Source organism: Halobacillus litoralis, assembly GCF_009856415.1.
Taxonomy (GTDB): Bacteria; Bacillota; Bacilli; order Bacillales; family Halobacillaceae; genus Halobacillus; species Halobacillus litoralis_C.
The window spans coordinates 1-25,813 of record NZ_WMEZ01000001.1 but is presented as its reverse complement, the minus strand read 5'-3'; the positions used below and the strand labels follow the sequence as shown (position 1 = coordinate 25,813).

At 43.6% G+C, this 25,813-nt stretch carries 21 protein-coding genes, 1 other RNA gene and 1 other annotated feature; of the genes, 4 read left to right on the top strand and 18 right to left on the bottom strand.

The features are described from left to right. Positions 1-18 precede the first annotated feature (18 nt). The 7 genes from GLV98_RS00110 to GLV98_RS00080 all read right to left on the bottom strand — a co-directional run bounded on the left by GLV98_RS00110 (position 19) and on the right by GLV98_RS00080 (position 7,343). The gene (locus tag GLV98_RS00110; protein ID WP_160910883.1) at positions 19-831 is read right to left on the bottom strand and encodes a TIM barrel protein; all 813 of its coding nucleotides are present in this window, start codon (positions 829-831) and stop codon (positions 19-21) included. 11 nt (positions 832-842) lie between these two features. Continuing rightward, complete coding sequence (locus tag GLV98_RS00105; RefSeq protein ID WP_160910881.1) at positions 843-3,170, bottom strand: ATP-dependent RecD-like DNA helicase; 2,328 nt, start codon at positions 3,168-3,170, stop codon at positions 843-845. A gap of 15 nt (positions 3,171-3,185) precedes the next feature. Further along, the gene (locus GLV98_RS00100; RefSeq protein WP_160910879.1) at positions 3,186-3,845 is read right to left on the bottom strand and encodes a tetratricopeptide repeat protein; all 660 of its coding nucleotides are present in this window, start codon (positions 3,843-3,845) and stop codon (positions 3,186-3,188) included. 153 nt (positions 3,846-3,998) lie between these two features. After that, on the bottom strand, positions 3,999-5,111 hold the full coding sequence (mnmA, locus tag GLV98_RS00095; protein WP_160910877.1) for a tRNA 2-thiouridine(34) synthase MnmA: 1,113 nt from the start codon (positions 5,109-5,111) through the stop codon (positions 3,999-4,001). Positions 5,112-5,129: 18 nt separating this feature from the next. Then, on the bottom strand, positions 5,130-6,269 hold the full coding sequence (locus GLV98_RS00090) for a cysteine desulfurase family protein (RefSeq protein ID WP_160910875.1): 1,140 nt from the start codon (positions 6,267-6,269) through the stop codon (positions 5,130-5,132). Between the two features lie 17 nt (positions 6,270-6,286). Next, complete coding sequence (gene cymR, locus GLV98_RS00085; RefSeq protein ID WP_146812759.1) at positions 6,287-6,706, bottom strand: cysteine metabolism transcriptional regulator CymR; 420 nt, start codon at positions 6,704-6,706, stop codon at positions 6,287-6,289. Then, the gene (locus tag GLV98_RS00080; RefSeq protein WP_160910873.1) at positions 6,660-7,343 is read right to left on the bottom strand and encodes a YczE/YyaS/YitT family protein; all 684 of its coding nucleotides are present in this window, start codon (positions 7,341-7,343) and stop codon (positions 6,660-6,662) included. Before GLV98_RS00080 ends, cymR begins: the two co-directional genes overlap by 47 nt. 118 nt (positions 7,344-7,461) lie before the next feature. On the opposite strand from GLV98_RS00080, the gene GLV98_RS00075 reads away from it, so the two are divergent. Together GLV98_RS00075 and GLV98_RS00070 are read left to right on the top strand one after the other, a co-directional pair. After that, a complete protein-coding gene (locus GLV98_RS00075) occupies positions 7,462-8,739 on the top strand; it encodes a replication-associated recombination protein A (RefSeq protein WP_160910871.1) in 1,278 nt (425 codons plus the stop codon). Between the two features lie 83 nt (positions 8,740-8,822). Continuing rightward, positions 8,823-9,479, top strand: a complete 657-nt coding sequence (locus GLV98_RS00070) for an RsfA family transcriptional regulator (protein ID WP_160910868.1) — start codon at positions 8,823-8,825, stop codon at positions 9,477-9,479. Positions 9,480-9,602: 123 nt separating this feature from the next. Here GLV98_RS00070 and ssrS read toward each other — a convergent pair. The 3 genes from ssrS to hisS all read right to left on the bottom strand — a co-directional run bounded on the left by ssrS (position 9,603) and on the right by hisS (position 12,925). Beyond that, a non-coding RNA gene (ssrS, locus tag GLV98_RS00065) (6S RNA) lies at positions 9,603-9,795 on the bottom strand. 66 nt (positions 9,796-9,861) lie between these two features. Next, positions 9,862-11,643, bottom strand: coding sequence for an aspartate--tRNA ligase (gene aspS, locus GLV98_RS00060; protein WP_160910866.1), 1,782 nt, complete (start codon positions 11,641-11,643; stop codon positions 9,862-9,864). 1 nt (position 11,644) lies between these two features. Then, on the bottom strand, positions 11,645-12,925 hold the full coding sequence (gene hisS / locus GLV98_RS00055) for a histidine--tRNA ligase (RefSeq protein ID WP_160910864.1): 1,281 nt from the start codon (positions 12,923-12,925) through the stop codon (positions 11,645-11,647). 70 nt (positions 12,926-12,995) lie between these two features. Next, positions 12,996-13,213: a binding site (T-box leader), on the bottom strand. A 160-nt stretch (positions 13,214-13,373) separates the two neighbouring features. Between hisS and GLV98_RS00050 the strand changes: the two genes are divergently transcribed. Continuing rightward, positions 13,374-14,882 carry an SH3 domain-containing protein gene (locus GLV98_RS00050; protein ID WP_160910862.1) on the top strand — a complete coding sequence of 503 codons (1,509 nt, stop codon included), beginning with the start codon at positions 13,374-13,376 and terminating at the stop codon, positions 14,880-14,882. Between the two features lie 71 nt (positions 14,883-14,953). Here the strand turns inward: GLV98_RS00050 and dtd are convergent, their stop codons facing one another. From dtd to GLV98_RS00015, 7 genes are all read right to left on the bottom strand, one after another. Further along, positions 14,954-15,400, bottom strand: a complete 447-nt coding sequence (gene dtd / locus GLV98_RS00045) for a D-aminoacyl-tRNA deacylase (protein WP_160910860.1) — start codon at positions 15,398-15,400, stop codon at positions 14,954-14,956. Positions 15,401-15,421: 21 nt separating this feature from the next. Beyond that, the gene (locus GLV98_RS00040; protein ID WP_160910858.1) at positions 15,422-17,626 is read right to left on the bottom strand and encodes a RelA/SpoT family protein; all 2,205 of its coding nucleotides are present in this window, start codon (positions 17,624-17,626) and stop codon (positions 15,422-15,424) included. A gap of 137 nt (positions 17,627-17,763) precedes the next feature. Continuing rightward, on the bottom strand, positions 17,764-18,276 hold the full coding sequence (locus GLV98_RS00035; protein WP_160910856.1) for an adenine phosphoribosyltransferase: 513 nt from the start codon (positions 18,274-18,276) through the stop codon (positions 17,764-17,766). Continuing rightward, complete coding sequence (recJ, locus tag GLV98_RS00030; RefSeq protein ID WP_160910854.1) at positions 18,266-20,593, bottom strand: single-stranded-DNA-specific exonuclease RecJ; 2,328 nt, start codon at positions 20,591-20,593, stop codon at positions 18,266-18,268. Before recJ ends, GLV98_RS00035 begins: the two co-directional genes overlap by 11 nt. 56 nt (positions 20,594-20,649) lie before the next feature. Continuing rightward, entirely contained in the window at positions 20,650-20,982 is a 333-nt protein-coding gene (locus GLV98_RS00025) for a LapA family protein (RefSeq protein ID WP_160912882.1), read from the bottom strand. A gap of 124 nt (positions 20,983-21,106) precedes the next feature. Beyond that, the gene (secDF, locus tag GLV98_RS00020; RefSeq protein WP_160910852.1) at positions 21,107-23,386 is read right to left on the bottom strand and encodes a protein translocase subunit SecDF; all 2,280 of its coding nucleotides are present in this window, start codon (positions 23,384-23,386) and stop codon (positions 21,107-21,109) included. Positions 23,387-23,553: 167 nt separating this feature from the next. Then, the gene (locus GLV98_RS00015) at positions 23,554-23,850 is read right to left on the bottom strand and encodes a post-transcriptional regulator (RefSeq protein ID WP_160910850.1); all 297 of its coding nucleotides are present in this window, start codon (positions 23,848-23,850) and stop codon (positions 23,554-23,556) included. Positions 23,851-23,963: 113 nt separating this feature from the next. Here GLV98_RS00015 and spoVB point away from each other — a divergent pair, with 113 nt between their 5' ends. Beyond that, the gene (gene spoVB, locus GLV98_RS00010; protein WP_160910848.1) at positions 23,964-25,520 is read left to right on the top strand and encodes a stage V sporulation protein B; all 1,557 of its coding nucleotides are present in this window, start codon (positions 23,964-23,966) and stop codon (positions 25,518-25,520) included. 199 nt (positions 25,521-25,719) lie between these two features. Here the strand turns inward: spoVB and GLV98_RS20365 are convergent, their stop codons facing one another. Next, positions 25,720-25,806, bottom strand: a complete 87-nt coding sequence (locus GLV98_RS20365) for an IS3 family transposase (protein WP_423784998.1) — start codon at positions 25,804-25,806, stop codon at positions 25,720-25,722. Positions 25,807-25,813 lie beyond the last annotated feature (7 nt).

Genomic DNA, 25,813 nt, shown 5'->3' with positions numbered 1-25,813 from the left:
GAAAATGAGATTCATACATTACTTGAGTTGTTCGATCACCCATTCAACTCCTTCATCCACCTCTTCCTCAGAAGGGTTGGTATGTGGTGTGTGCTCAAGTATAAAATACTTGTCCCTTCCTTTTGCCAGTAACTCTATACAAGGAGCCATGTCAAAAGCTGTGCCCTGCTTCTCAAAGTCCGGATGAATCAGTGTCCAAATATACCCCTGATTAGTAAACTGGACATTATGCATATGTACGACTTTGGTATATGGAAGAAGCGGCTCTATATACCTTCTCCAATTGTCTCCCACCGCAATTCTATAATCACCGATATCGACACAAATATGTAACCCGTATTTCCCCCACAGATTCATAGGAAAATCATAAAGGTACTGAATGCCTGCTGGAGATTTAAGTTGACCGAGTTTTGGTTCACACACGATCGGAACCCCATACGATTCCTGCAAGTGATGTAAAAACTGGAGCCCCTCCTCTATCTTTTCAAGTGTGTAATCTGTCTCGCCTTTGAAGTAAGGAAAATGGACAAGTACATAGGAAGCTCCTGATCGAGCCGCTTCTTGCACTTCCTCTACAAACAATTCCCTGGCGAGGGAAGGTTGCATTTTCACTTCCTCTAAAAGATCATATTTGCTGTTTTCTCTGAAGTGTGGAACATGAATGCCAAAACTCACTTTGTTCTCTTTGACTAATTTCAAAAAGGAGAGATAAGAGTCCATATCTCCAAACTCTCCGATTTCCACATGAGGCAATCCTCTATTAAACAGCTCTGGAAGACGGTTACGATCGGACAATATGGTACTTCCAGACATCCCGATAGAATGAGCCAAAACGTTACCTCCTACATAAAATCATATGGTGACAACTGTTCTTCCTCTTCTTCTGTGTCTATTTCAGTGACGGTTTCTTCTTGCAATTTCTCCTTCAACCTTGTGTATCTTGTATTGGTATCTGTCGTACCTACCCCGTCAAGGAAAGCTTCCCTGTCGCCGCAAATGATAAGAGATTGTTTGGATCTTGTAATAGCCGTATAGATCAAATTCTTTCTTAACATTCGACGGTAGCTTCTTACGATTGGGAGAATAACAATCGAAAACTCACTTCCCTGCGATTTGTGGATGGAAGTACAATAAGCGTGCATGATGCTGTTCAAGTCTTTTTTCGGATAGACCACTTCTTTCCCTTCAAAGTCGACAACCACCTGTTCAACACCATCGACATTTTCTTCCGCGCGGAAAATCGCAACGATCTCTCCGATGTCTCCATTATAAACGCCATCTTCTGGCTGATTCACTAATTGGATGACCTTATCCCCTTTTCGATAGGTGACCTCGAAGTGTCTTAAATCACGTTTTTGTTTACTTTTTGGATTCACGGTCTGCTGGATGCTCTCATTCAACTTATGGATCCCTACATCTGTTCGATACATCGGAGCAAGCACTTGAATATCTTTCAGTTCGTTCCCCTTTTCCAATGCCTTTTGGACAATGTTTGTCACGAGATCACTTAACTGATGTTCTCTTGCCGGGATGAAGTTGAAATCATGGTCCTTTTCAAGGGAGGCTGTCGTACAAGCATCTTTCTTAATCTCATGGGCAAGCTGTATGATTTTGGAACCTTCCTTTTGACGATAAACTTCTGTTAGCTTTATGGAAGGAAGCGTGTTGGAAGCCAGGAGGTCAGCAAGCACTTGGCCGGGGCCTACCGAAGGCAGTTGATCTTCATCTCCAACAAGCAAGACTTGCATATCATCAGGGATGGCACGGAACAACTGATTGGCAAGCCAAATATCGACCATTGAAAACTCGTCAATGATCAAAAGACTGCCTCCAAGTGGATTATTCTGGTTGCGTTCAAAGGAGTCATGCCCATCCCAGCCAAGCAAACGGTGGATCGTGCTTGCAGGCAACCCCGTAGATTCTGTCATCCTTTTTGCCGCTCTCCCTGTAGGTGCTGCAAGGACGAATGGAAAAGGTTTATCACTATCATAATCTTTCGGATCGGTAGAAAAATCGTTCAATTCTGCATACGTATGGATGATTCCTTTAATGACTGTTGTCTTCCCCGTCCCCGGTCCACCTGTCAGAATCATCAATTTGGAATGAAGAGCTTTTTCGATGGCGTTGAACTGGTCTTCCCCATAACTCATCGCTTCTTCTTCTTCTAAATCTCCGATGATTTTCATTAAATCTGCTTGCGTATGCGCGACCTCGACCTCTTTCTCTTGAATGCGATCGACATGACTGCAAAAGCCATTCTCAGCAAAATATAGAGTTGGAAGATAGATGCGTTCTTCTTCTATATATACAAATCGTTCCTCACCAAGGTGGATCATTTGCTCAGATAATTGTTCAAAAGTAATGGCCGGATCGGAACCCTGATTTAACAGCTGTTCTACCTGGACAAGGCACTCCTCTGTCGGCAGATAGACATGTCCTGCACTCATACTTTTTTGCATCATATACAAACACGCTGCCCGTATTCTTGTCGGATGATCATGGGAAAGGTTTTGCATCTTTGCCATTTCATCTGCTCGATGAAAACCGAAACCATCCACATGGAAGACGAGCTGGTAAGGGTCCTCTTCAATGATAGCCATCGTTTGATCCTTGAAGGCTTCATAAATTTTTTGTGCAAGCTTCAATCCAAACCCATATTGGGATAAGTGAATCATGACATGTTCGAACCCTTGATGCTCTTTCAAGGCCTCATAGAGTTGATCCGCTTTTTCTTTAGGCAGCTTAGGAACAGTATCTAACACATCACGGTTTTCCAATATTCTCGAGATTGCTTGTTCTCCTAACTCATCCACGATCCGTTCGGCTGTTTTTTTTCCGATGCCGTGGAAAAGATCACTGGACAAGTAGAGAACAATCCCATCTTTCGTTTCCGGCAAAACACGATTGTACATATCGACTTCGTACTGCAGCCCGAATTTTTTATGGTTTTTGAATTCTCCATAAAACACATAGGTTTCGCCTTCCTCCAAAGGAGAAAAATGTCCCTTGATCACAAGGGACTTCTCCTCGAAAGCTTCATTTGTTTCCTTCACATGAATGGAAGCGATCGAAAAGTGCTCGGATTCATTGTGAAAAATCATCCGGCTCAATTCCCCTTTGACATACGGACGTTCTTCATTCGATTCTTGAAAGAGCGATTGTTGAGTCATACCCATCGAACTCCTCTACTCGTTTAACGCTTGTTCCACTTGCCCTTTGGCATGAGCTGCCAGCATATGCTCAGGATTGATTTCCAATGCTTTCGAAAAATGCTCGAGTGCTTTCCCGGCGTTCTCCTGATGAAGAGCAACGACACCAAGATTGTAATGCGCATCACTGTGTTGTTCTTCTAATTGTAGCACATGGTTCATGACTAGTTCAGCTTGATCAATCTGTCCATTCTGAGCCAGGCATAGCCCATATTGGAATTGGACATCCACGTCCTCCGGCGCAAGTTCCGATGCTCTCAGAAGATAAGGGAGAGCAAGCTTCACGTATTCTTGATGAATGAATGTCATCCCCAACATGAAGTGGACATCTGCTTCATCCAACCCTTGCTGAATCGCCTGGATAAACTGCTCCTGTGCTTTTGTATACTTTTCCTGTTCATAATACACATTCCCCAAACCATAATAGGCGGTTGCTGCCGTATCATCCAGTTCGATGGCACGATGAAAGAAGCGCTCGGCTCTTTCATGGTCATTCATATGTGTAAGCAAATTACCGAAATTGATATACCCCACAGGCTCTTTCGGATTCTCATCAATGGCCTCCGTAAATAGTTTTGCCGCTTCCTCATAATTGTGGTTTTGCATCTGTTCAATACCTTGTTTTAACTTATCCATTCTTAAAAATCTCCTTTCCTGATTCTCTTCTAACGACACTTAGGTCTCATCAGCTATATTTCTTTGGGCGTTTCCTTGCCCTCCCAATTGGACTGAAACCGTTCTACTCATAAAAAAGTCATGTCCAAAAAATACGGACATGACTTTTTCATTCTATCCTACATAAGTGATCGCTTCATCTTGTTTGAGCACAACATCAATCGTCGCCCCACCAAGGCAAACGTCTCCATCGTAAAAGACGACCGCCTGCCCAGGGGTGATGGCACGTTCAGGTTCGTCAAACCTGACTTTCCACTTTCCATCTTCCATCGGGTGTACCGTAACTCCGCTGTCTTCCTGACGGTAACGGAATTTAGCCGTGCATTTGAATGACTCTGTCGGTACGGACCCTTTTGTCCAGCTCGCTTCAGAAGCGATGAGACCATCAGAGTACAGCGCATCATGATGGAACCCTTGTCCAACGTAGAGAATATTATCCGTCACATTCTTGCCTACGACGAACCATGGGTCTCCAGCGCCTCCAATACCTAATCCTTGACGCTGACCTAATGTATAGTACATCAATCCGTCATGCTTGCCTTTCACTTCACCATCCAGCGTTTCCATATTGCCTGGTTGTGCAGGTAAATATTCACTTAAGAATTCCTTGAAGTTACGCTCCCCGATAAAGCAGATTCCTGTAGAATCTTTCTTCTTCGCAGTGGCAAGACCATGCTCTTCCGCAATCCTACGCACTTCTTTTTTCTCAAGATGACCCAGCGGGAACATCACCTTAGAAAGCACTTCCTGTGATAGCTGGTTCAAGAAGTACGTTTGATCTTTATTGTGATCGACTCCACGAAGCATTTCATATGTGCCGTCGTTCTCACGGACTTGCGCATAGTGGCCCGTCGCCAAGTAGTCAGCTCCGAGAGACATCGCGTGGTCCATGAACGCTTTGAACTTGATCTCTTTGTTACACATCACATCAGGATTCGGTGTGCGGCCTTTTTTGTACTCATCAAGGAAATAAGTGAACACTTTGTCCCAATACTGTTTCTCGAAATTCACTGCAAAATACGGAATATCCAACTGGTTGCAGACGCGGATGACATCTTCATAATCTTCCGTAGCTGTACAGACACCATTTTCATCGGTATCATCCCAGTTCTTCATAAAAATACCCACAACATCGTAGCCTTGTTCTTTCAATAGAAGAGCTGCGACAGATGAATCCACCCCGCCACTCATTCCAACGACTACCCGTGTATCTTTAGGATTTTTCATTTCTTTCACCTTCCTTTATCAAGCCAGCCGTTTAATAATTTGGCTGACTCTCCTTGCTGCTTCTGTTATATCTTCTTCATTATTTGCGAGTCCAAAACTGAATCGGATCGAATTTGTCGTTTTCGGATGGTCGGATCCATACATCGCAGAAAGAACATGAGATGGCTCTACAGAACCTGCCGTACAAGCACTTCCGCTTGAAGCAGCGATGCCTGACAAATCAAAGTTCGTGAGCAGCGTTTCCACGTTCATTCCAGGAAAACTGATGTTTACGATCGATTCTATTGTTTTTTCATGGAACCCGTTCACTTCGAATGAAATGTTCTCTTCCTGCAGTGTTTGAAGAAAGAGCTGCTTATAATGAAGGTATTTTTCTTTATACGTCGAACGTTCAGCCTCCATAATCTCAACAGCTGTCTTCAGCCCTTGAACGGCTGGAATGTTTTCTGTACCTGCCCGCCTTTTACGTTCTTGTTCTCCACCATATTGAAGAGATTCAATCACCGTACCTTCACGGATATACAAAAAACCGATCCCTTTCGGACCATTGATCTTATGACCGGAAACCGCCATCAAATCGACTCCCAGTTGCGAAACATCCATATCCATCAGACCGTATGCCTGGACAATATCAGAATGAAAATAAGCCTGGTGTTCCTTTAACACGGCAGTTATCTCTTCAATCGGCTGAATCGCTCCTGTTTCATTATTGACCATCATGATGGAGACAAGAATGGTATCTTCGCGGAGAGCAGCTTTTACATCCTCCACTTTTACAATCCCATGCTCGTCGACAGGCAGATAGGTGACTTCAAAGTCATGAGACTCCAAGTATTCGACTGCATGTAATGTAGCATGATGTTCAATCGAAGTGGTAATGATATGCTTGCCCTTCGAACGATTGGCTCTCGCCGTACCAATGATCGCTAAATTATCCGCTTCGGTCCCCCCGCTCGTAAAAACAATTTCCTTCTCATTCGCACCGAGGCCACGTGCGATTCTGCTGCGACCTTCATCTAAGATCCGACGGGCTTTCCTTCCAAACTGATGAACACTTGACGGATTACCAAATACATCTTTGTAAACAGGCATCATTTCTTCAATCACTTTGGGGTGGACTGGTGATGTCGCCGCATGATCCAAATAAATTGACTTCATCTTTTCACCTCCGACCATTAAATATAAAACATATAAGCATCCTGAGTCTGGTCATCGACATGATCTTTCAAGTCTTCAAGAGTTGTGGTATCAAGGACATCTTTCACTGCATCCCTGACCCTCTTCCACAACGCTTGTTTGGCAGGCTCTTCATTTTCAATCCCTTCAACTGGTGTGATCGGCCCTTCTAAAACACGGATCACATCTCCTGCTGTAATTTCATGAGGAGCCTTCGTGAGCATATAGCCCCCATAGGCACCACGAACACTTTTAACAAGACTTGCGTTTCGTAATGGTGCAATCAACTGCTCCAGGTAGTGTTCGGATAAGTCATTGTCTCTGGCTATCTGTTTCAAAGAAATTGGTCCGTCTCCATATTTCCTTGCCAGTTCAATCATGATGGTTAGCCCGTATCGGCCTTTGGTAGATATCTTCATACATGTCACCCTTCATTAATAAAAACTGTAGCCATGTTTTTGCCTGTGGTAAAGTGTATCCTACAAATGTACCTAGAAACAGGGCGATGAATACCGTCCCTGCCCCAACAGGTCCACCAAGGGCAAAACCTGCAATGGCTACGATGATTTCAATTCCATTTCTTACTGTCGATACTTTCCATCCAGTCGCCTTCGTAATCAATAACATCAGACTATCACGTGGTCCTGCCCCGATCTCAGGTGCAACATAGACACCAATCCCAAAAGCAATGACAAACGTTCCTGATATAAAAATGAATAATTGCATAACCAAAGTTTCAGGTTCTGGTAAAAGCCAATTAAAGAAATCAATAAAAACACCGATAAGAATCATATTTAATATCGTTCCTGCTTGCGGCCACATTTTTTGAAAAACGGAACTCGTCAGAACGATCAGCAACCCGGCGATAATCGACCAGGTCCCTACGGTGAGACCTAGTTGAAGAAACAGACCATAATGAAACACATCCCATGGTCCTATTCCAAACTCTTTCACCTGCATCGTCATTGAAATACCGAGGCCCAGGATGACTAAACCAATAAAGAAAAAGCTCCAGCGAATGAAGATTTCACGCTTTTTCTTAGTCAAATGAGTCATGGTCATCTTCCTCTCTCTATTATACCAAACGCTATTATAGCATGAATGGCAAGTCCCTTGCATTTTCCTTGGAATCATTCTACGCTTACATTCATAACTGCCAAAAGGAGAATGTTCTATGAGTCAGCAGCCACTTGCTTTTCGATTGCGCCCAGCTAATATAAATGAAATTATCGGACAGTCCCATCTCGTTGCCGAAGGAAAAACCATCAACCGTATGATCAAGGCTGAACGCCTGGCATCGATGATTTTATTCGGGCCACCTGGGACAGGGAAAACTTCGATGGCAACCGCACTTGCCAAAAGCTTGAATATCCCTCATAAGACGTTGAATGCGGTAACGGATAAGAAAAAAGATATGGAAATAGCTGTGGAAGAAGCGAAGATGCACGGGCAGCTTGTTTTAATCCTTGACGAGGTCCACCGTCTGGATAAAGCAAAGCAGGATTTCCTTCTCCCACATCTGGAAAGCAATCGTTTAACCATGATTGGTTGTACGACAAGTAACCCATACCATTCTATAAATCCGGCGATTCGTAGCCGTTGTCATTTATTTGAGCTGTACAGGTTAGATGACGATCACATCAAACAGGCGGTTCACAGAGCGTTGGAAGATCGTGAAAAGGGTCTTGGTCACATGAACATCCAAATGACTGACGAAGCTCTTAACCACTTTGCTCAATCTTCCAATGGAGATCTGCGCGCCGCCTTGAACGGGTTGGAACTAGCCGCTTTTTCTACACCTGCGGATGAAAATGGGATTGTGGACATCAACCTAGAGGTGGCAGAGGAATGTATGCAGAAAAAAAGCTTTTCACATGATAAAGATGGAGATGCTCATTATGATGTCCTCTCAGCCTTTCAAAAATCGATTCGCGGCAGTGATGTGGACGCTTCCCTTCATTATTTAGGCCGACTGATCGAAGCTGGGGACCTTGATAGCATCGCTAGAAGATTAGTAGTCATTGCATATGAAGATATTGGTCTCGCCAATCCTCAAGCAGGTCCTAGAGCTCTTTCTGCCGTGGAAGCAGCTGAGAGAATCGGATTTCCTGAGGCCCGCATTCCATTAGCAGTAGCTGTGACGGAGCTTGCTCTCTCCCCGAAATCCAACAGTGCGTACAAAGCCCTGGATGCGGCTCTATCTGATATTAGAAATGGAAAAAGCGGAGAAGTTCCTCAACATTTAAAAGACTCTCATTACAAAGGTGCAGAAAAGCTAGGAAGAGGGATCGATTACAAGTATCCTCATAATTATGAGAATGCATGGGTGGACCAGCAATACCTCCCTGACCTCATACAATCACGCCAATACTATCAACCGAAACGGACAGGTAAATTCGAACAAGCCCTTGAACAGGTTTATAGCAAAATCAAAAAGCAAAAGTCTACTTGAGTATATTTCCACTTCTTCTTGGCTACACTACTACTAAATCTGACAAACTATTATCTTTAAAGATAAAATTAGGAGTGGTGAATATGCCTAAAGTAAGACAAGATGCCTGGTCTCATGAAGATGATCTATTATTAGCTGAAACCGTTCTGAGACATATACGGGAAGGTAGCACACAATTGAAAGCTTTTGATGAAGTCGGTGATATTTTGAACCGTACTTCCGCGGCCTGTGGGTTTAGATGGAACGCAGAAGTCCGCCAAAAATATGAACAGGCCGTTGAGCTTGCCAAGAAACAACGAAAAGAGAAAAAACGTAAAGAAGCGAAGCAGCAACCTGTCTATCAGAGACCTCAGGCGCCTGTTGTTTATCAAGCAGAAATAGAGGAAGAAGATTACTTACTTCCTGAGCCGGTTACCGCAGAAATCCATGAGGAAAAGCGGGCTCATCAAGAACTCGGCTTAGAAGACGTCATTTCTTTCTTGAACAACCTAAAACAAGAGAGTACAAATTCCGGTTCTCTACAAAACCGCCTATCGGAACTAGAGCGTCAAAATAAAGAGTTAGTCGAACAAAATCAGCAATTAAATGGTCAGCTCGAAGCCATGACAGAAGATTACCAGGCTTTGATTCAAATTATGGACCGTGCTAGAAAAATGGTCATGTTTGATGACTCTGATCATGCTTACAAGCCTCAGTTTCGCATGGAGAAAAACGGAAATCTCGAGAACCTTGCACGCTAACTAGCACACAGGTGGGTGTCTTATCATTTCATAGCCCATTAAAAAAAGCGTTTCCCTAAGCGGGAAACGCCTTTTTTGTTCAATTTTTAATCATTCATTTTTAAGTAAAGAACAATTAAAAAAACCAATCCCAATTGTGCCGTCGTATCATGAGTTTTGAACCCGCTCTAGGCAGGTGGGTGCCCTGTTCCACATTTCTTGCGTCCTCCCATCAGTGATGGTTATGAGGCATGCATTCCATGTGGAAACACCAGGCTCCCGTTTCAAAAATGTTCGGTCAAAACGTACATTCGAACAACGTACACATCAGGATTGGTCTTTTTAATTTTGTAATGTAATCTTAGCATATAACCATAACAGAATCAACAATTAAGCGAGACATTTATTCAACTGAGTCAGACTGACTAGATGGCTTCAACTGAAGGTGAAGTTCATCCAATTGAGCATCACTGACAGGTCCCGGAGCGTTTGTCATCGGGTCTTGTGCTGATGCTGTTTTCGGGAACAAGATCGTGTCACGCAAGTTTGTACGGCCGGCTAAAAGCATGACGAGCCTGTCCAGTCCAAAGGCAATGCCTCCGTGTGGCGGCGTACCGTATTCTAGTGCTTCAAGAAGGAATCCAAACTGTTCATTCGCTTCTTCCTGGCTGAAGCCAAGGACTTCGAACATTTCCTGCTGCATTTCTTTTTCGAAAATACGCAAGGAACCTCCGCCAAGTTCATAACCATTGAGAACGATGTCATAGGCTTCTGCACGGACGTCTTTTGGATTTTTCTTCAGTTCATCCATACGTCCGCCTGCAGGCATCGTAAACGGGTGGTGTGCCGCATGATATCGGCCTTCATCTTCATCATACTCGAATAACGGCCAGTCGGTAACCCATAGGAAGTTGAACTTGGACTCATCTATCAAGTCTAAACGACGGGCAAGCTTTTGACGTAAAGCTCCTAGACTATCATGAACAACGGAGGTCTGATCCGCTACAAAGAGAAGAAGGTCCCCATCTTTTGCAGCCACTTTTTCTTTAATCGATGCCGCCTCTTCTTCAGAGAAGAATTTCGCAATCGGTCCATTGAACTCCCCATCTTTCACTTTTAACCATGCCAATCCCTTGGCTCCATAAACTTTGACATCTTCTGTCATTTTATCAATATCTTTGCGGGAAAATTCGTCGGCTTTCCCTTCCACGTTAATGGCACTAACTTGGCCGCCGGAAGAAACCGCTCCACTGAAGACCTTAAAACCGGAATCCTTCACATCTTCAGAAAGATTCACTAGCTCAAGACCGAAGCGGGTGTCAGGCTTATCTGACCCGTAACGTTCCATCGCCTCATCATATGGCATACGAAGGAACGGAGTTTCGATTTCCTTGCCTTTCACTTCTTTCATGACGCGCTTCATCATCCGCTCTGTCATTGCCATGATATCTTCTTTTGTCATGAATGATGTCTCAATATCGACCTGTGTAAATTCAGGCTGACGGTCAGCGCGCAAGTCTTCATCTCTGAAACAACGGACAATCTGGTAATACTTCTCGAATCCTGACATCATCAACAGCTGCTTGAAAAGCTGAGGAGATTGAGGCAGTGCATAGAATTCACCTTCATGAACCCGGCTCGGAACAAGATAGTCACGTGCGCCTTCTGGTGTACTCTTCGTCAGCATCGGGGTTTCCATATCCAGAAATTCTTCTCCATTTAAGAAATTGCGAATCGACTGGGTCGTTTGGTGACGCATTTTAAACGTCTCCTGCATTTCCTTTCTTCTCAAATCCAGGTAACGGTATTTCAGACGAAGGTCTTCGGATACCTCGGATTGATCTTCAATCATGAACGGTGGCGTCTTCGCTTTGTTAAGGATCGTCAATTCCTTTGCAGCTACTTCAATCTCGCCCGTGCCTAGGTTGCTATTGACGGTTTGAGCGTCGCGGGCAACCACAGTCCCCTTAACTTCAAGGACATATTCACTGCGAACATTCTCAGCTTTCTCCAAAGCTTCCCCAGAAGTCTCAGGATTGAAAACGACCTGAACTAAGCCTGAACGGTCTCTTAAATCAATAAAAATCAAACCACCTAGATCACGGCGTTTTTGTACCCATCCCTTAAGGGTGACTTCCTGTTCCAGATGTTCTCTGCGCAAAGATCCGCATTTTGTTCTTTCCATCTTATTTGCCTCCTGTCAGTTCTTTCTGCATATGTTCAATGATTCCATCAAGAGCCACCTCTTGTTGCTCTCCTGATGCCATGTTTTTCACGTTAATGACCCCATTCTCAAGTTCCTGATCACCAAGGACAAGTACAAATTTACTTCCAAGACGATCAGCTGCTTTAAACTGGGCTTTCATTTTCTTTCCTAAGTAATCTTTGTCCACTTGAATGCCAGCACGGCGTAATTCGTCTGTTAGCTTTACAGCTGTACGATTCGCTTCATCACCTAGGGAAACAAAGAATACATCTAATCCCTCATCCGTAGGGAGTTCAACATTTTCTGCTTCTAAAGCCATCAACAAGCGCTCAATACTCATAGCAAAGCCGATTCCAGATGTTTCAGGACCGCCCACTTCCTGAACTAATCCTGTATAACGACCACCGCCGCTCAATGTGGTGATGGCACCGAAGCCTTCTGCCTCACTCATAATTTCAAAAGCGGTGTGGTTGTAATAATCGAGTCCACGTACGAGGTTTGGATCGACGACATATTCAATGTCCATCACATCCAAGTATTGTTTGACCTGTTCAAAATAATCTTTTGAATAATCATTCAAGTATTCAAGAATGGAAGGAGCTGTTTCCATTGCCGGATGTTCACGGTCTTTTTTACAATCCAGGACTCTTAGTGGATTTTGATCAAGCCTCACTTGACAATCCGCACAAAGTTCCTCACGGTGTGGATCGAAGTGACGGACCAAAGCTGCTCGGTGGGCCTCCCTGCTCTCTTGGTCACCAAGACTGTTCACGACTAGTTTCAATGATTTCAGCCCTAGTTCTCTGTAAGAGTTTAAAGCAAGTGAAAGTACCTCTGCATCAATAGCTGGATCGTCACTGCCTAAGGCTTCGATACCAAACTGCACAAACTGCCTCATTCTTCCCTGTTGAGGTCGCTCATATCGGAACATAGGCCCCATGTAGAAGTATTTGGTCGGCTGGTTCGGTAAACCATAGACTTTATTCTGTACATATGAACGAACGACAGAAGCTGTTCCCTCTGGTCTCAAGGTGATGCTTCTTCCTCCTCGATCTTCAAACGTGTACATTTCTTTTTGGACGATGTCAGTACTATCCCCGACACCTCGTTGGAAAAGCTCGGTATGTTCAAAAATCGGCGTTCTGATTTCTTTATAATGATAGCGACGGCATAGGTCAGCTAATTGTTCTTCTACATACTGCCATTTTTCAGATGTGCCAGGCAGAATATCCTGCGTACCACGAGGGGCATTCATACTCATTTCTAACTCCTCCTAACGAAATAAACCATTTTTTACCACAAAAAATCCCGTCCCTTTTCCGCGCTTGCGAAAAAGGGACGGGATTACCCGCGTTGCCACCCTGATTTGAGGCTGTGAGAGCCTCCACTCAAAACAGTTAACGCCTGTGTACGTCTACACCTACTCTCATTTCGATGTAGAACCTAAGAAACGTCTTTCATCAGAATATAACGATCGAATGCTTTCAGCCTAAGGCATTCGTTCTCTGTCCGCATGGAAACTGACTACTTTTTTCCTCAATGGTTTTGTTCGAATCATTTTAGAATTGATTATAATCATATAATCTCTGTCAACCTTATGTCAAGTTTATGGCCACAAATTAATAAGATCAATCTTTTTCCTATGGAGAAGGATATTTACAGCATTTGTCGAATAGTGAAAGGAGACTGTTGAGGAGGTGGAATATTTTTTGAAAAAAGGCATAATTTTCTTCATTTTTATTCTGGGAGTTCTTACTTTTTATGAAACTCCCCCCGTGTATGCCGACAAAGCGGTGATCCAGGTCGATCACTTGAATGTAAGAACCGGACCTGGAACGAATTACGACCGTATCGGCAAGGTACATACAGGGGAAACGTACACAATTTTACAAGAGAAAGAAGATTGGCTCAAAATCAAGCGGAGAGGGACAGACGGCTGGGTTGCCAAATGGCTGACAAAAGTCAAAGCCGAGCAAACATCCAGCGGCCGCCATTATTCCAAGTATGATTATCTCAGAATTCGATCCGCTCCGAATCTGGATGGGAAAATCGAAGGCTATTTGATGAAGGGCGATGCCATAGAGCCAACCAAGACGGATGGGAAGTGGGTCTATGTAAAAAAAGGAAATACGAAAGGCTGGGTCCATGGGGACTATCTGACAAAAGAAAATAGAGACACTCATGAACCTCCCAATGAAGAGAAATCAGATGAGGATCAACCCTCTACCGTCAAAGGAAAAGTGGAAGTTGGAACAACCGTTCTAAATGTCAGGAGTGAAAACTCGACGCGAGGTCGCATCCTCACAAGAATACGTAAAGGTGAAACATATGAATACATAGCGAAGAAAGACCGCTGGTATCAAATTAAATACAGCAGCGGAAAGACAGGTTGGGTAGCTGGTTGGCTTGTAAATGAAACAGACAACGATCAAACGAACACTCCTACTTCGAAAAACACCTATGTATCTTTGAACTATAACGGCACGAATCTAAGATCAGGTCCATCCACCAATTACAAAATCATTGGTCGTGGGCATAAAGGCGACCGATTTGAAGTATTAAGCAAAGAAGGACAATGGTACAAGATCTCATATGACAGGAAAACAGCATACGTTGCTGGGTGGATTGTCGAAGAGGTGAATAAGGAAAGTGTTGCCACAACACCGGCAACTTCAAATTCCCTCAAAGGAAAAACGATAATGATCGATGCTGGTCACGGAGGACGCGACCCCGGGGCAGTTGGTAGAAGTGGAAGCTACGAAAAAACATTAACGCTGGATACGGCTTTTCTTCTTCAAAGCCAGCTGGAAAGCAAAGGAGCCAAAGTGCTGATGACCAGGACAAAAGATCAGTACATCTCGCTTTCCATCCGTTCCTTCCATGCAAACCGTTCCAATGCCGATGCTTTCATCAGTCTGCATTACAATGCGGCACCACTCAGTGTTATTGCTAGAGGACTTAATAGTTACTATTACTCTCCAAAAGACAAAGCACTCGCGGATCCTATACAGACATCCATGGTTGCACATACAGGATTGCGAGATCGAGGTACGAAAAAAGGTAACTTCCATGTCATCAGGGAAAATAATAAGCCTTCTGTTCTATTAGAACTTGGTTTCCTATCTGATGCTAGAGAAGAACAAACGGTCAAAACGCGTTCTTATCAAATGAAAGCCAGTCAAGGAATCACCGAAGGCTTGATCAATTACTTCAACTAGTATGTAAGATTCATTAAAAATTCGACGGTGCCAAATAAAAAAGCTGTACTCGATATCGAGTACAGCTTTTCTTATCGTTCTTTACTGTCGATAATTAATGTGACAGGTCCTGAATTGGTCAGTTGAACGTCCATCATGGCACCAAATTGTCCTGTTTCCACTTTAACACCTTCATGTTCCACCATCTGATTAAAGGATTCATACAACTCTTCCGCTTGATCAGGCTTCGCTGCATGCATGAAGTTGGGACGGCGCCCTTTCCTGCAGTCCCCGTATAATGTGAATTGAGAAATAGATAGCATTTGGCCGCCTAAATCGACCAGTGAATGATTCATTTTTCCATCTTCATCTTCAAAAATCCGCAAGTATGGAATCTTTTTAGCTAAATACCGTGCATCTTCCTCTGTATCCTCATGAGTCACACCTAATAAAACGACAAGGCCCCGATCTATGGTACCTACGGCGTTTTCCTCAACGGTGACAGAGGCATTTACAGCTCTTTGAACCACTGCTTTCATCGTAGATTCCCCTTTACACTTCTATTGCATGACACGACGAACCGTGTACACTTCTTGAATTTGTTTGATCCGTTCGACAATCTTCCGTAAATGGCTTGTGTTCTGTATTAAAATGGTAATATGAATGGTCGCCATTTTATTACGGTCTGACTTTCCAGATACGGCGGTAATGTTCGTTTTCGTTTCATTGACGGCTTGTAGCACTTCGTTAAGCAGTCCACGTCGATCATAACCCCATATTTCAAGATCCACATGATACTGCTTGGAATCTGTGACTGAAGTTTCCCATTTCACAGGTAATAGACGTGTCTGAGCTTCTTCTGTATGGACATTAGGGCAGTCGCTTCTGTGAACAGAGACTCCACGTCCTTTTGTGATATAACCGACAATTTCATCGCCAGGTACTGGGTTACAGCATTTGGATAGACGGACAAGAAGATTGTCCACCCCTTCCACTCGTACTCCAGAATCCTTCTTACCTGTTTTTGCAGGAGTTTTGATTTCCGTAGTATTTACATCAGCAAGTGTCTGCTCAAGGTCTTGTTCTTGCTGCTTCTGCTTCCTGATTTTCTCTGTTAATCGAGTAGCAATTTGAGCGGCTGTAATTCCCTGATAACCGACAGCAGCGAACATGTCTTCTTCGTTTGCGAAATTGAACTTTTCCGATACACGGTTCAAGTTATCTGTCGTGTACACATCTTTCGGTTGAATACCGAAGTTGCGAATTTCGCGCTCGACAAGCTCTTTCCCTTTAGATATATTCTCATCTTTTTGCTGTTTCTTGAAAAATTGTTTAATCTTATTTTTCGCCTGTGATGTCTGAGCGAGCTTAATCCAGTCTTTGGAAGGTCCATACGCATGCTTAGACGTCATGATATCGACAATGTCCCCGGTCTTCAATTCATAATCCAAAGGTTCCATTTTGCCATTCACTTTTGCGCCAATGGTTTGATTTCCAACTTCCGTATGAATTCGATAGGCGAAATCTACGGGCACTGAACCAGATGGAAGCTCAATCACGTCTCCTTTTGGTGTGAAGACATAGACCATGTCTGAAAATAAATCCACTTTAAGGGATTCCATGAATTCTTCAGCATCATGCGTTTCACTTTGCCATTCAAGAATTTCACGGAACCATGTAAGCTTCTCTTCAAACGATTGTTCAGCTGAGGTCTGCCTTCCTTCTTTATAAGCCCAGTGTGCTGCGATTCCATACTCTGCAATTTCATGCATTTCGTGTGTACGAATCTGGACTTCAAGAGGGTCTCCCTTTGGTCCGATTACTGTTGTATGCAGAGATTGATATAGGTTAGGTTTCGGCATGGCTATATAATCTTTAAAACGGCCAGGCATCGGTTTCCAACACGTGTGTATGATACCGAGTACGGCATAACAATCTTTGATACTATTGACTGTAATTCTAACGGCTAACAAGTCATAAATTTCGTTGAACTGTTTATTCTGAAGAACCATCTTCCGGTAGATGCTATATAGGTGCTTCGGCCGTCCAAATAGATCCGCATCAATGTTGACTTCCTTTAATTGACCTCGGATTTCATCAATGACTTCCTCAATATAATGCTCCCGTTCATTCCTCTTCTGCTTCATCAAATGAACAATCCTGTAGTATTGCTGAGGATTCAAATACCGAAGGGCGGTATCTTCAAGCTCCCATTTAATTGTAGAAATACCAAGCCGGTGAGCCAGAGGTGCAAAGATCTCCAGCGTTTCATTTGAAATCCGGCGTTGTTTTTCAGCTGGAAGATGCTTTAACGTGCGCATGTTGTGTAGTCTGTCCGCAAGCTTAATTAAAATGACGCGCATGTCTTTCGCCATAGCGACAAACATTTTCCTGTGGTTTTCCGCCTGCTGGGCTTCTTTGGATTTATATTTGATTTTACCTAATTTCGTAACGCCATCAACCAGCATCGAAACTTCTTCATTGAAGGCTTCCTCAATTTCTTTAAGGGACACATCTGTATCCTCTACGACATCATGAAGAAAACCGCCTGCGATCGTTTCAGGATCCATCTCTAAATTTACAAGAATACCTGCTACTTGAATGGGATGGATGATGTAAGGCTCTCCTGACTTTCGGAACTGGTTGCTATGAGCCTTTTCAGCAAATTCATAAGCACGACGAATAAACGCCAGATCTGACTCGTTCAAATACTGACTCGCTTGTTCTATGACTTCTTCCGCAGTTAGAACTGTATCTTTCGCCATTCAATCACCCTAGTTTCTTTAGAACTTTCAAAATATATTTGATTAACATTATCAAAAAAAGGACTCTTCTTGTAAAGGGAAAAGCCCGATCATCAATTGTAAAACAAAGAGCGCCCCTGAAAAGGGCACTCTTTCCATTAATATTGCATTAAAGTAAGGACGTCATGTCCGTCCAATTTGCTGCGGCCATCTAAGTATGTGAGTTCGATCAGGAACGCACACCCAGCTACTTCCCCGCCTAACTGCTCGACAAGGTCGATGGTCGCTTCAATTGTACCACCAGTCGCAAGAAGGTCGTCGACAATCAGCACTCGTTGACCTTGCTTAATTGCGTCTTTATGAATGGTCAATACGTCTTTTCCGTATTCGAGACCATAATCCACTTTAATTGTTTCGCGTGGAAGCTTTCCTTCTTTACGCACAGGTGCAAAGCCGATTTCCAATGCATAAGAGACAGGGCATCCAACGATGAATCCACGTGCTTCCGGTCCTACTACAATATCGATTTCTTTGTCTTTTGCGTATTCTACAATTTCATCAACCGCTGCTTTGAATGCCGGGCCATTGTCCATCAATGGAGTGATGTCCTTAAATTGGACACCTTCTTTCGGCCAATCTTCAACGATTGCAATATGCTCTTTATAATCCATTCGTTACTTCCTCCTTGACTTGCTTAAAACGCTGGTTCATATATTGGTCAAACCAACTCTTCAATTCTTTATATGTGGAATAATATAAGGTACGTTCAATTTTCAGCTGTTCCTCCCGTTGAAGATAAAGCGAAGATTCCCGCAAATCTTTTTGAGAAGGTTCGGATTCCGCTGTAATAATCCCGTCTTTTATTCTAACAAAGTCGAGTTCAAAAAACACCTCAGAAATAAATTCCACCATGGACTTGTCCCATCCTTTACGATTGGCAAGTAGATCTGCTTCTTCATGAAGGTTGAACCGACCACGCTTCAATAGCATACCATAAAACCATTTGAAGTGGTCCCTTGAAGGCCATGTTTTTAGAAAAGTACTCTCCTGTATATGATAACAGACATAAACTTTACGAGTTTCCAGTTTAGATAAAAGCTTGGTCATATCCGACATGCGTTTAGGAAGATCGATAATCAGAAGACCATCATAGGAATCCCCGTGCTCCACTGTCTCTGCCTGGATGACAGGAACATCACATGGGGCTTGTTCTTCCCCTTGAAAGCTGACAGCTGCAAACGTTTGATTCGGTGGAATGATCAAGTTCTTCTCTATATGTTTAGAACCTCTGTGATCAAATAGCTGCCATTCTTTTACACGGAGGTCCTTGATCATCACTTGTAAGTTTTTGCGTCCGTTCCATTCATTAATCCCAAGTTCTCCTACAACGTCCAATGCTGCTTGAGGGGATATCTGCTGATAAAGGTCCCCCATCCCGAATGCAATTCCATCCAAACGGGACTGCTGACTTTGAAATTGGAATTTCAGATGATTTTTTTTACTTCCGATCAACCGTACTTCTTTCGGGGTATGATTAAGATGAAACAACGGTTTCGGGTTCCCCATTCCAAATGGACGGAGTTGGTTGACTTCTTCGATTTGTTTCAGCGATATGTCTTCCAATTCAACCGTGGTTTCAATATCAAGGACTTGTTGATAGTCGTCATCGGATAGTTTTTCCTCGGCTAAGGAAATTAAATCGCTTCGCAAATCATCAATTTGGTCAATGGCCAGTGTCATACCCGCCGCTTGGGCATGACCACCGAAGTGTATAAAACGAGGCCTTATTTCCATACAGTTCGAGAATAAATCGAAAGCATCAATACTTCGTGCTGAACCTTTCGCTTCCCCTTTTTCTTCATCAATGGCGAGGACAATCGCCGGACGGTCAAATTGACGGACGAGCTTGGATGCTACGATGCCGAGCACGCCTGGGTTCCAGCCTTCCTTAGCAACTACAATCACATTCTCAGCTTCCCCATTTTCAACAGAAACCATTTCTTCGGCTTCTTTTGCGATCGCCGCAACGATTTTCTGCCTTTCCTGGTTCAACTGATTGATGAAGGTAGCGATTTGGTCAGCTTCTTCCAAATCTTCTGAGAGCAATAAATCGACCGCAGGAGTTGCGTCTTGCAGTCGCCCTACAGCATTGAGACGAGGCCCAATCGTAAAACCGATCGTCTCTTCATTCATATCTCCCTCAATACTGCAAACTTTTCTCAACGCCTGAATCCCGGGGCGGGTCGAGTGAGAGATTGCCTGCAGACCAATGGAAGCAAGGACTCTGTTTTCCCCCTTCAAAGGGACAAGGTCTGCAATTGTCCCAATCACAGCAAGGTCAAGAAATTCTTTTGGAAAACGACCTAAAAGAGCGTGAGCAAATTTAAAAGCCACACCGACACCAGCTAATTCCTGAAATGGGTAATCGGCCGAGGTCTTTGGATGGATGATTGCATACGCATCCGGCAGCACCTCCTGGACTTCGTGGTGGTCCGTAATAATCAAGTCAATGCCCAGCTCCTTCGCAAAAGTCGCTTCTTCCATAGCAGCTATCCCTGTATCTACCGTAATGATCAGAGCATAACCGGAATCATAGGCAAATTGGAAAGCCTCTTTATTAGGTCCGTATCCTTCCGTGAAGCGGTTAGGAATGTAAAAGTCGCAGTCCGCGCCAGCTTTTCTGAGCGCTTCGACCATGACGGAGGTAGATGTAACTCCGTCTGCATCGTAGTCACCGAATACCAGAATGGACTGGTCGGAAGCAATGGCTTCCTTCACCCGAGCCACGGCACGATCCATCCCCTCCATGAGCATTGGGTCGTGAAGCTGATCAATCGAAGGCCTTAAAAAACGGTCCGCCGCTTCCGCATCATGAATCCCTCTTTTTTCAAGAAGCTGTTGGGTAAGCGGAGTAACACCTGGAAGGCCTGCCGAATTCTCTTCCGGATTTCTATATGTAAATTTCCATTTCATCTTGCTTTGTATCATAAGTTCACCCCTGACCCATCTATTATACAAGAGCGGACCAGGGGTAGCAAACGCAATTATGTGACTTTTGATGAAGAACTTTCCTCTTCAGGCGCTCTTTCTTTTTCATCAGGACCGTTACTATTTTTATCCGTGATACGGTCAGTGGAGGCAGATGTCTCAGACTTCAACCGGCTGTTTTCTCTTTTCAACTTGTAATAACGTAAAGCGCCGACGGATGCTGTAGCTAAACCACCTAGCAGAACAGATATAAGAATGACAAGAATCAGTGGCGCTTCACCTGACCCGAATAAGTAATTGACTTGAACAGGATCTACATTAATGACTGCGAATATAGCAATGACTAATGCAAAAATGAAAGCCAATATAAGATAGCTTTGTCCTTTCATCACTTCAACACTCCTTCAATAGATAAAGATATCTTTATAGTCTTGATATACCCTGAAATAGACGGTAATAATCAAAAAGACCACCCTCTTGGAGGATGGTCTTTGGTATCCAGCACCTCTAGTTTTACACTTGAGGACCGTCTGTTTTTTTCTTTTTCACGTAGTTGATCGGGTTATCTTTAATGTTACGCCCTCGCCATATGAGCCATAGTTGAGAGGCAATGAACAGGGACGAATACGTTCCTGCTATTAGTCCAATCACTAGAGCGAATGAGAAGTTCGTAATCGATGACGCTCCGAAGAATAACAGCATCACAGCAGCGAAAATGACGGTAATGACTGTATTGAAACTACGGGCGAGCGTCTGCATCAAACTGTCATTGACGACTTTTGCAAGCTCTTTGAAAGATTTGACTTTCTTCTTCATCCTCAGATTCTCACGGATTCGGTCGAAGGTTACAATCGTATCGTTCACCGAATAACCAACAATAGTTAGAATAGCTGCAATGATCGTAATGTCAAATTCGAGCCTGGTTATACTGAAGAACGCAACGATAAAGAAGGCGTCATGCAGCAAGGCGATAATGGCTGTCAAAGCAAAGAAGATTTCAAAACGGATCGTCACATAGATGATGATTCCGATCGATGCATATAAAACAGCCAGGGCTGCGTTTTTAGCGAGCTCTTGACCAACAATCGGTGATACAGTACTAACGTTCGGCGTATTGCCGAACTCTTCTTCATAGTAGCTTTGAATTTCACCGATTTTATCTTTACTCAGTTCATCATCGAAACGGGCGACTGCAATCTCACTGTTGTCCCCGGATATGATGACCTGTTTCGGATTGACATCAAATTCTTCTTGCATCGTTTGTTCCACTTGTTCTGATGTGATGTTCCCATCAGACAAAATCGACACTCTGGAACCACTAGTAAAGTCAATCCCTAAGTTCAAGCGGAAGAAAGCAAGAGCTAGAATTCCTGCCAAAACGAGGGCGATGGAAATCGTGAAGAATCGTTTCCGCAGTCCTACGAAATCGAATTTACGTTTCATAAAGGTTGCTTCGACTTCTTCTCCTTCAGAAATATCATGGATATCTTCTGGTTTCACCCCAAACCACTTCGGCTTCTTATTCAAGTAGCGGCTCTTCACCCATAAACTCATGAATAGACGCGTACCATATACAGCTGTTATGAAGCTGACGAGAATACTGACAATCAACATCGTCGCAAAACCTTTGACAGAACTTGTTCCGAAAATGAATAGAACAGTGGCTGCGATCAGCGTGGTTATGTTCGCATCAAGAATGGTTGCTAAAGAACGTTTGTTTCCTGCCTTATAAGCTGAAAGGAGCGATTTGCCTGATTTCAATTCTTCCTTAATTCGTTCATACGTAATGATGTTGGCGTCTACGGCCATACCCACCCCGAGAATCAAAGCGGCGATTCCAGGCAGTGTCAAAACGCCATTCATCAGTTCAAAAACAACGAGAATCAAATAGATGTACACACTAAGAGTAAGTGTTGCAATAACCCCAGGGAAACGGTAATACGCAATCATAAACAAGAAGATCGCTGCAATTCCGATGAAGCCTGCTAGGATGGTTTTGTTCATCGCTTGCTCACCGAATTGAGCACCGACAGATGTTGAATAGGTTTCTTCAAGATTGACCGGTAGGGAACCAGCATTTAGAATATCTGCCAACTGTTTGGCCGATTCCTGTGTGAAATCTCCACTGATCATAACTGAATTACTACGAACCGGCCCGTCTGAAAACCCTGGTGCAGAAATATAAGCCGGGTCTTCTTTCCCCCACTCTTCAGCGAAGGAAGTCTCTTCAGTATAATCCAACCAGATCACTAAAAGATTGTCAGGATATGGTGTGTTTGGATCATTCGGAGTGTTGTAAATTTCCTCTGAAACATCATAAAACTTTGAAGCACTCTTAACCTTCAGCGTTACGACGGGTTCATTCGTATCTGGATGATAAGACTGCTGAGCACTTCCCTCAACTAGGTCGGACCCATCCATATACAACTTTCCATCCGTGCCCCGGAAAGAAAGTTCAGCGGTTGTCGAGAGCAGTTCTCTTGCTGTTTGCTGATCTTCCACTCCAGCAAGCTGTACTCGAATTCTTCCCCCATCTTCAATAGTGATGTTCGTTTCACTTATACCCAGTGTATCCACACGTTCCGTCAATGAACGGGCCGTAGCTTCGAGGACTTGTTCATTCACTTCCTGGTCCTCATCTAACGGCTCGACATCGTATAAGATTTCAAAGCCACCCTGCAAATCTAAACCTAACTTAATATCTTTCGTAACTCCTGTTATGGTCGTCCCTATCGTAGCAGCAAGTAATAAAACTACGATAAAAAAGGCGACGATCCGCCCTCGCTTCACCATACTGTCCTGTTCCTCCTTTATGTACGATCACATGCGATGATCCATCGACTATATGTATAAATGCTAATAGACAATATTTGATAATCCCCGTACCTATTCTACTACTTTTTCAAACTTTCGCAACAATAGGACAAACTTTAAGCTGATCTCCGTAAAGGCATCTTCCTTTATTCATATTCTGAAGTTCCCTTCAGAGCTTCAATGGAAGCAAGCAAATCATCATTCTGATAAGCCTCTGTTGTCAGATAACTCGTATATGTATGTGTCTGCAAATGTAGGATATCCTGGACCATTTGGTGCAGTCTCTTTTCAGGTTCGCCATTCCATACTTTTTTTATTAAACAATCCCACACTTCTTCTTCGGTCGCACGGTTATAGCCTAATAGGTGGAACTCTTCTACTTTGCTTTGTAAAACAATGTTCAATTCTTTTCGCCAGCTCGTTACCGCTTTTTTCTGATCCATTGGGAAGCTCCTCACTCTAAGGTTTTCGTAAACGGGTGTCATGCCTTGTCCATCCTTACGCATATACTTCATTGTAGCGGAATTTCATTTCTTTGAGAAGGCGGATCAATCATATGTCAAAACAAACTTTTTTACATGGTGCACTGATTCTGGTTGCTGCTGGACTGATCACCCGTTTACTCGGTTTCATTAACAGGATCGTCGTTGCGCGCGTCATGGGACCTGAAGGTGTGGGGCTTTACATGATGGCTTTGCCTACGTTGATTTTAGCCATTACTATTACCCAATTCGGTCTTCCCGTAGCCATTTCAAAGAGAGTTTCAGAAGCTGAAGCAACTCGGAACGAAAGTAAAATCAAGCGTATTCTATTAGTTTCTCTTGCGATTACCGGATCCTTAAGCATTCTGTTTACCATTGGACTGTTCCTATTAGCGCCCGTTGTAGCTACTTATTTCCTTACCGATTCTAGAGCCTTATATCCATTGCTAGCTGTGACACCCATTATCCCTATCATCGCTATATCGTCTGTGATTCGTGGATATTTCCAAGGCAGACAAAACATGAAACCCCAGGCAATTTCTCAAGTTATTGAACAAATCATCCGGATCGGTTCAGTCGTGATCCTTACAAAAATGCTTTATCCCTACGGCGTTGAATATGCAGCCGCCGGTGCCATGGTTTCTGCTGTCATAGGTGAATTCGTTTCGTTGATGTACATGTTGAGACAATTCAATGTCCACAAAAGCTTCCGCCTGCGAAAATCCTGGAAAAAACATATCAGCGAGGGAAAAAAAACACTCAACGAATTGATGACCATTGCTCTTCCAACAACAGGCAGTCGTTTCATTGGTTCCTTAACGTATTTCTTTGAACCAATCCTTGTCGCACAAAGTTTGGCTATTGCAGGAATTACTGCTATAGAATCGACCAAGCAATATGGTGAACTTACAGGATATGTACTGCCCTTGCTATTTTTACCGACTTTTTTGACACACGCCCTTTCTATCGCTCTTGTCCCTTCAATCAGTGAAGCTGCAGCACAAGGAAAAAACGAAACCATCGCTTATCGAATCATGCAGTCAATCCGATTATCCATTGCTTCTGGAGGATTGATCACCATCGTGTTCATGATCTTCCCTGCTGTCATCCTTATGACTGTTTATGGGACAAGCCAGGCTTCCTTCATGCTGCAATTTATGGCGCCATTCTTTCTACTTCACTATATCCAGACGCCTCTACAAGCAACCCTGCAAGCTTTGGACCTTGCCCGGCCAGCCATGTGGAACACATTGATCGGGGCCATTATCAAGTTTATTGTCCTTGTCGGGTTAAGTTCTCGTCCTGAATTCGGGATTCATGGAGTTGCCCTTGCCATCGTAGTGGGTGTCGTTGTTGTTACACTCCTGCATCTTGGGGTCCTTATGAAATATAAAGTCATCAATTTCCCTTTACAGATGTTCTTTAGATTTGGCCTTGTAATCGGCATCATCGGAGTTGTAGGGTTTCAATGGAAACATAGCTGGCTTCTTGAAAGTAAACCACTTTCTCAGTTGTTGACGATGGGGATGGGGCTTTCTGTTTTGTACATTGTGCTGTTGTTCGTATTTCGTTTAATCCGATTGGAAGAAGTGAAAATGATCCCTTGGAACCGCTTGTTCCACAAAAAATAACCGCCTGGAAGCGGTTATTTTTTATACCTTTTTTTATTTTCATAACCCCTAACTTCACTAAAGCTCCCTATCCTTGAAGACTCAGTTTCGAGACTTTTGTTGTGTGGATGGGGGCTGCGGGGAATAGCTCGCTTTCCGCGGGAGCGCGGTGAGCCTCCTCGGACTTTGAACTGACCCCCTATTTTTGGACACTATGTAATTAAGCTGCTTTCTCAAATTTTTCACGGTATTGAACTGGACTCATCCGAAGTTTTGACTTGATCCGTTCGTTGTTGTAATCATCCATGAAGACG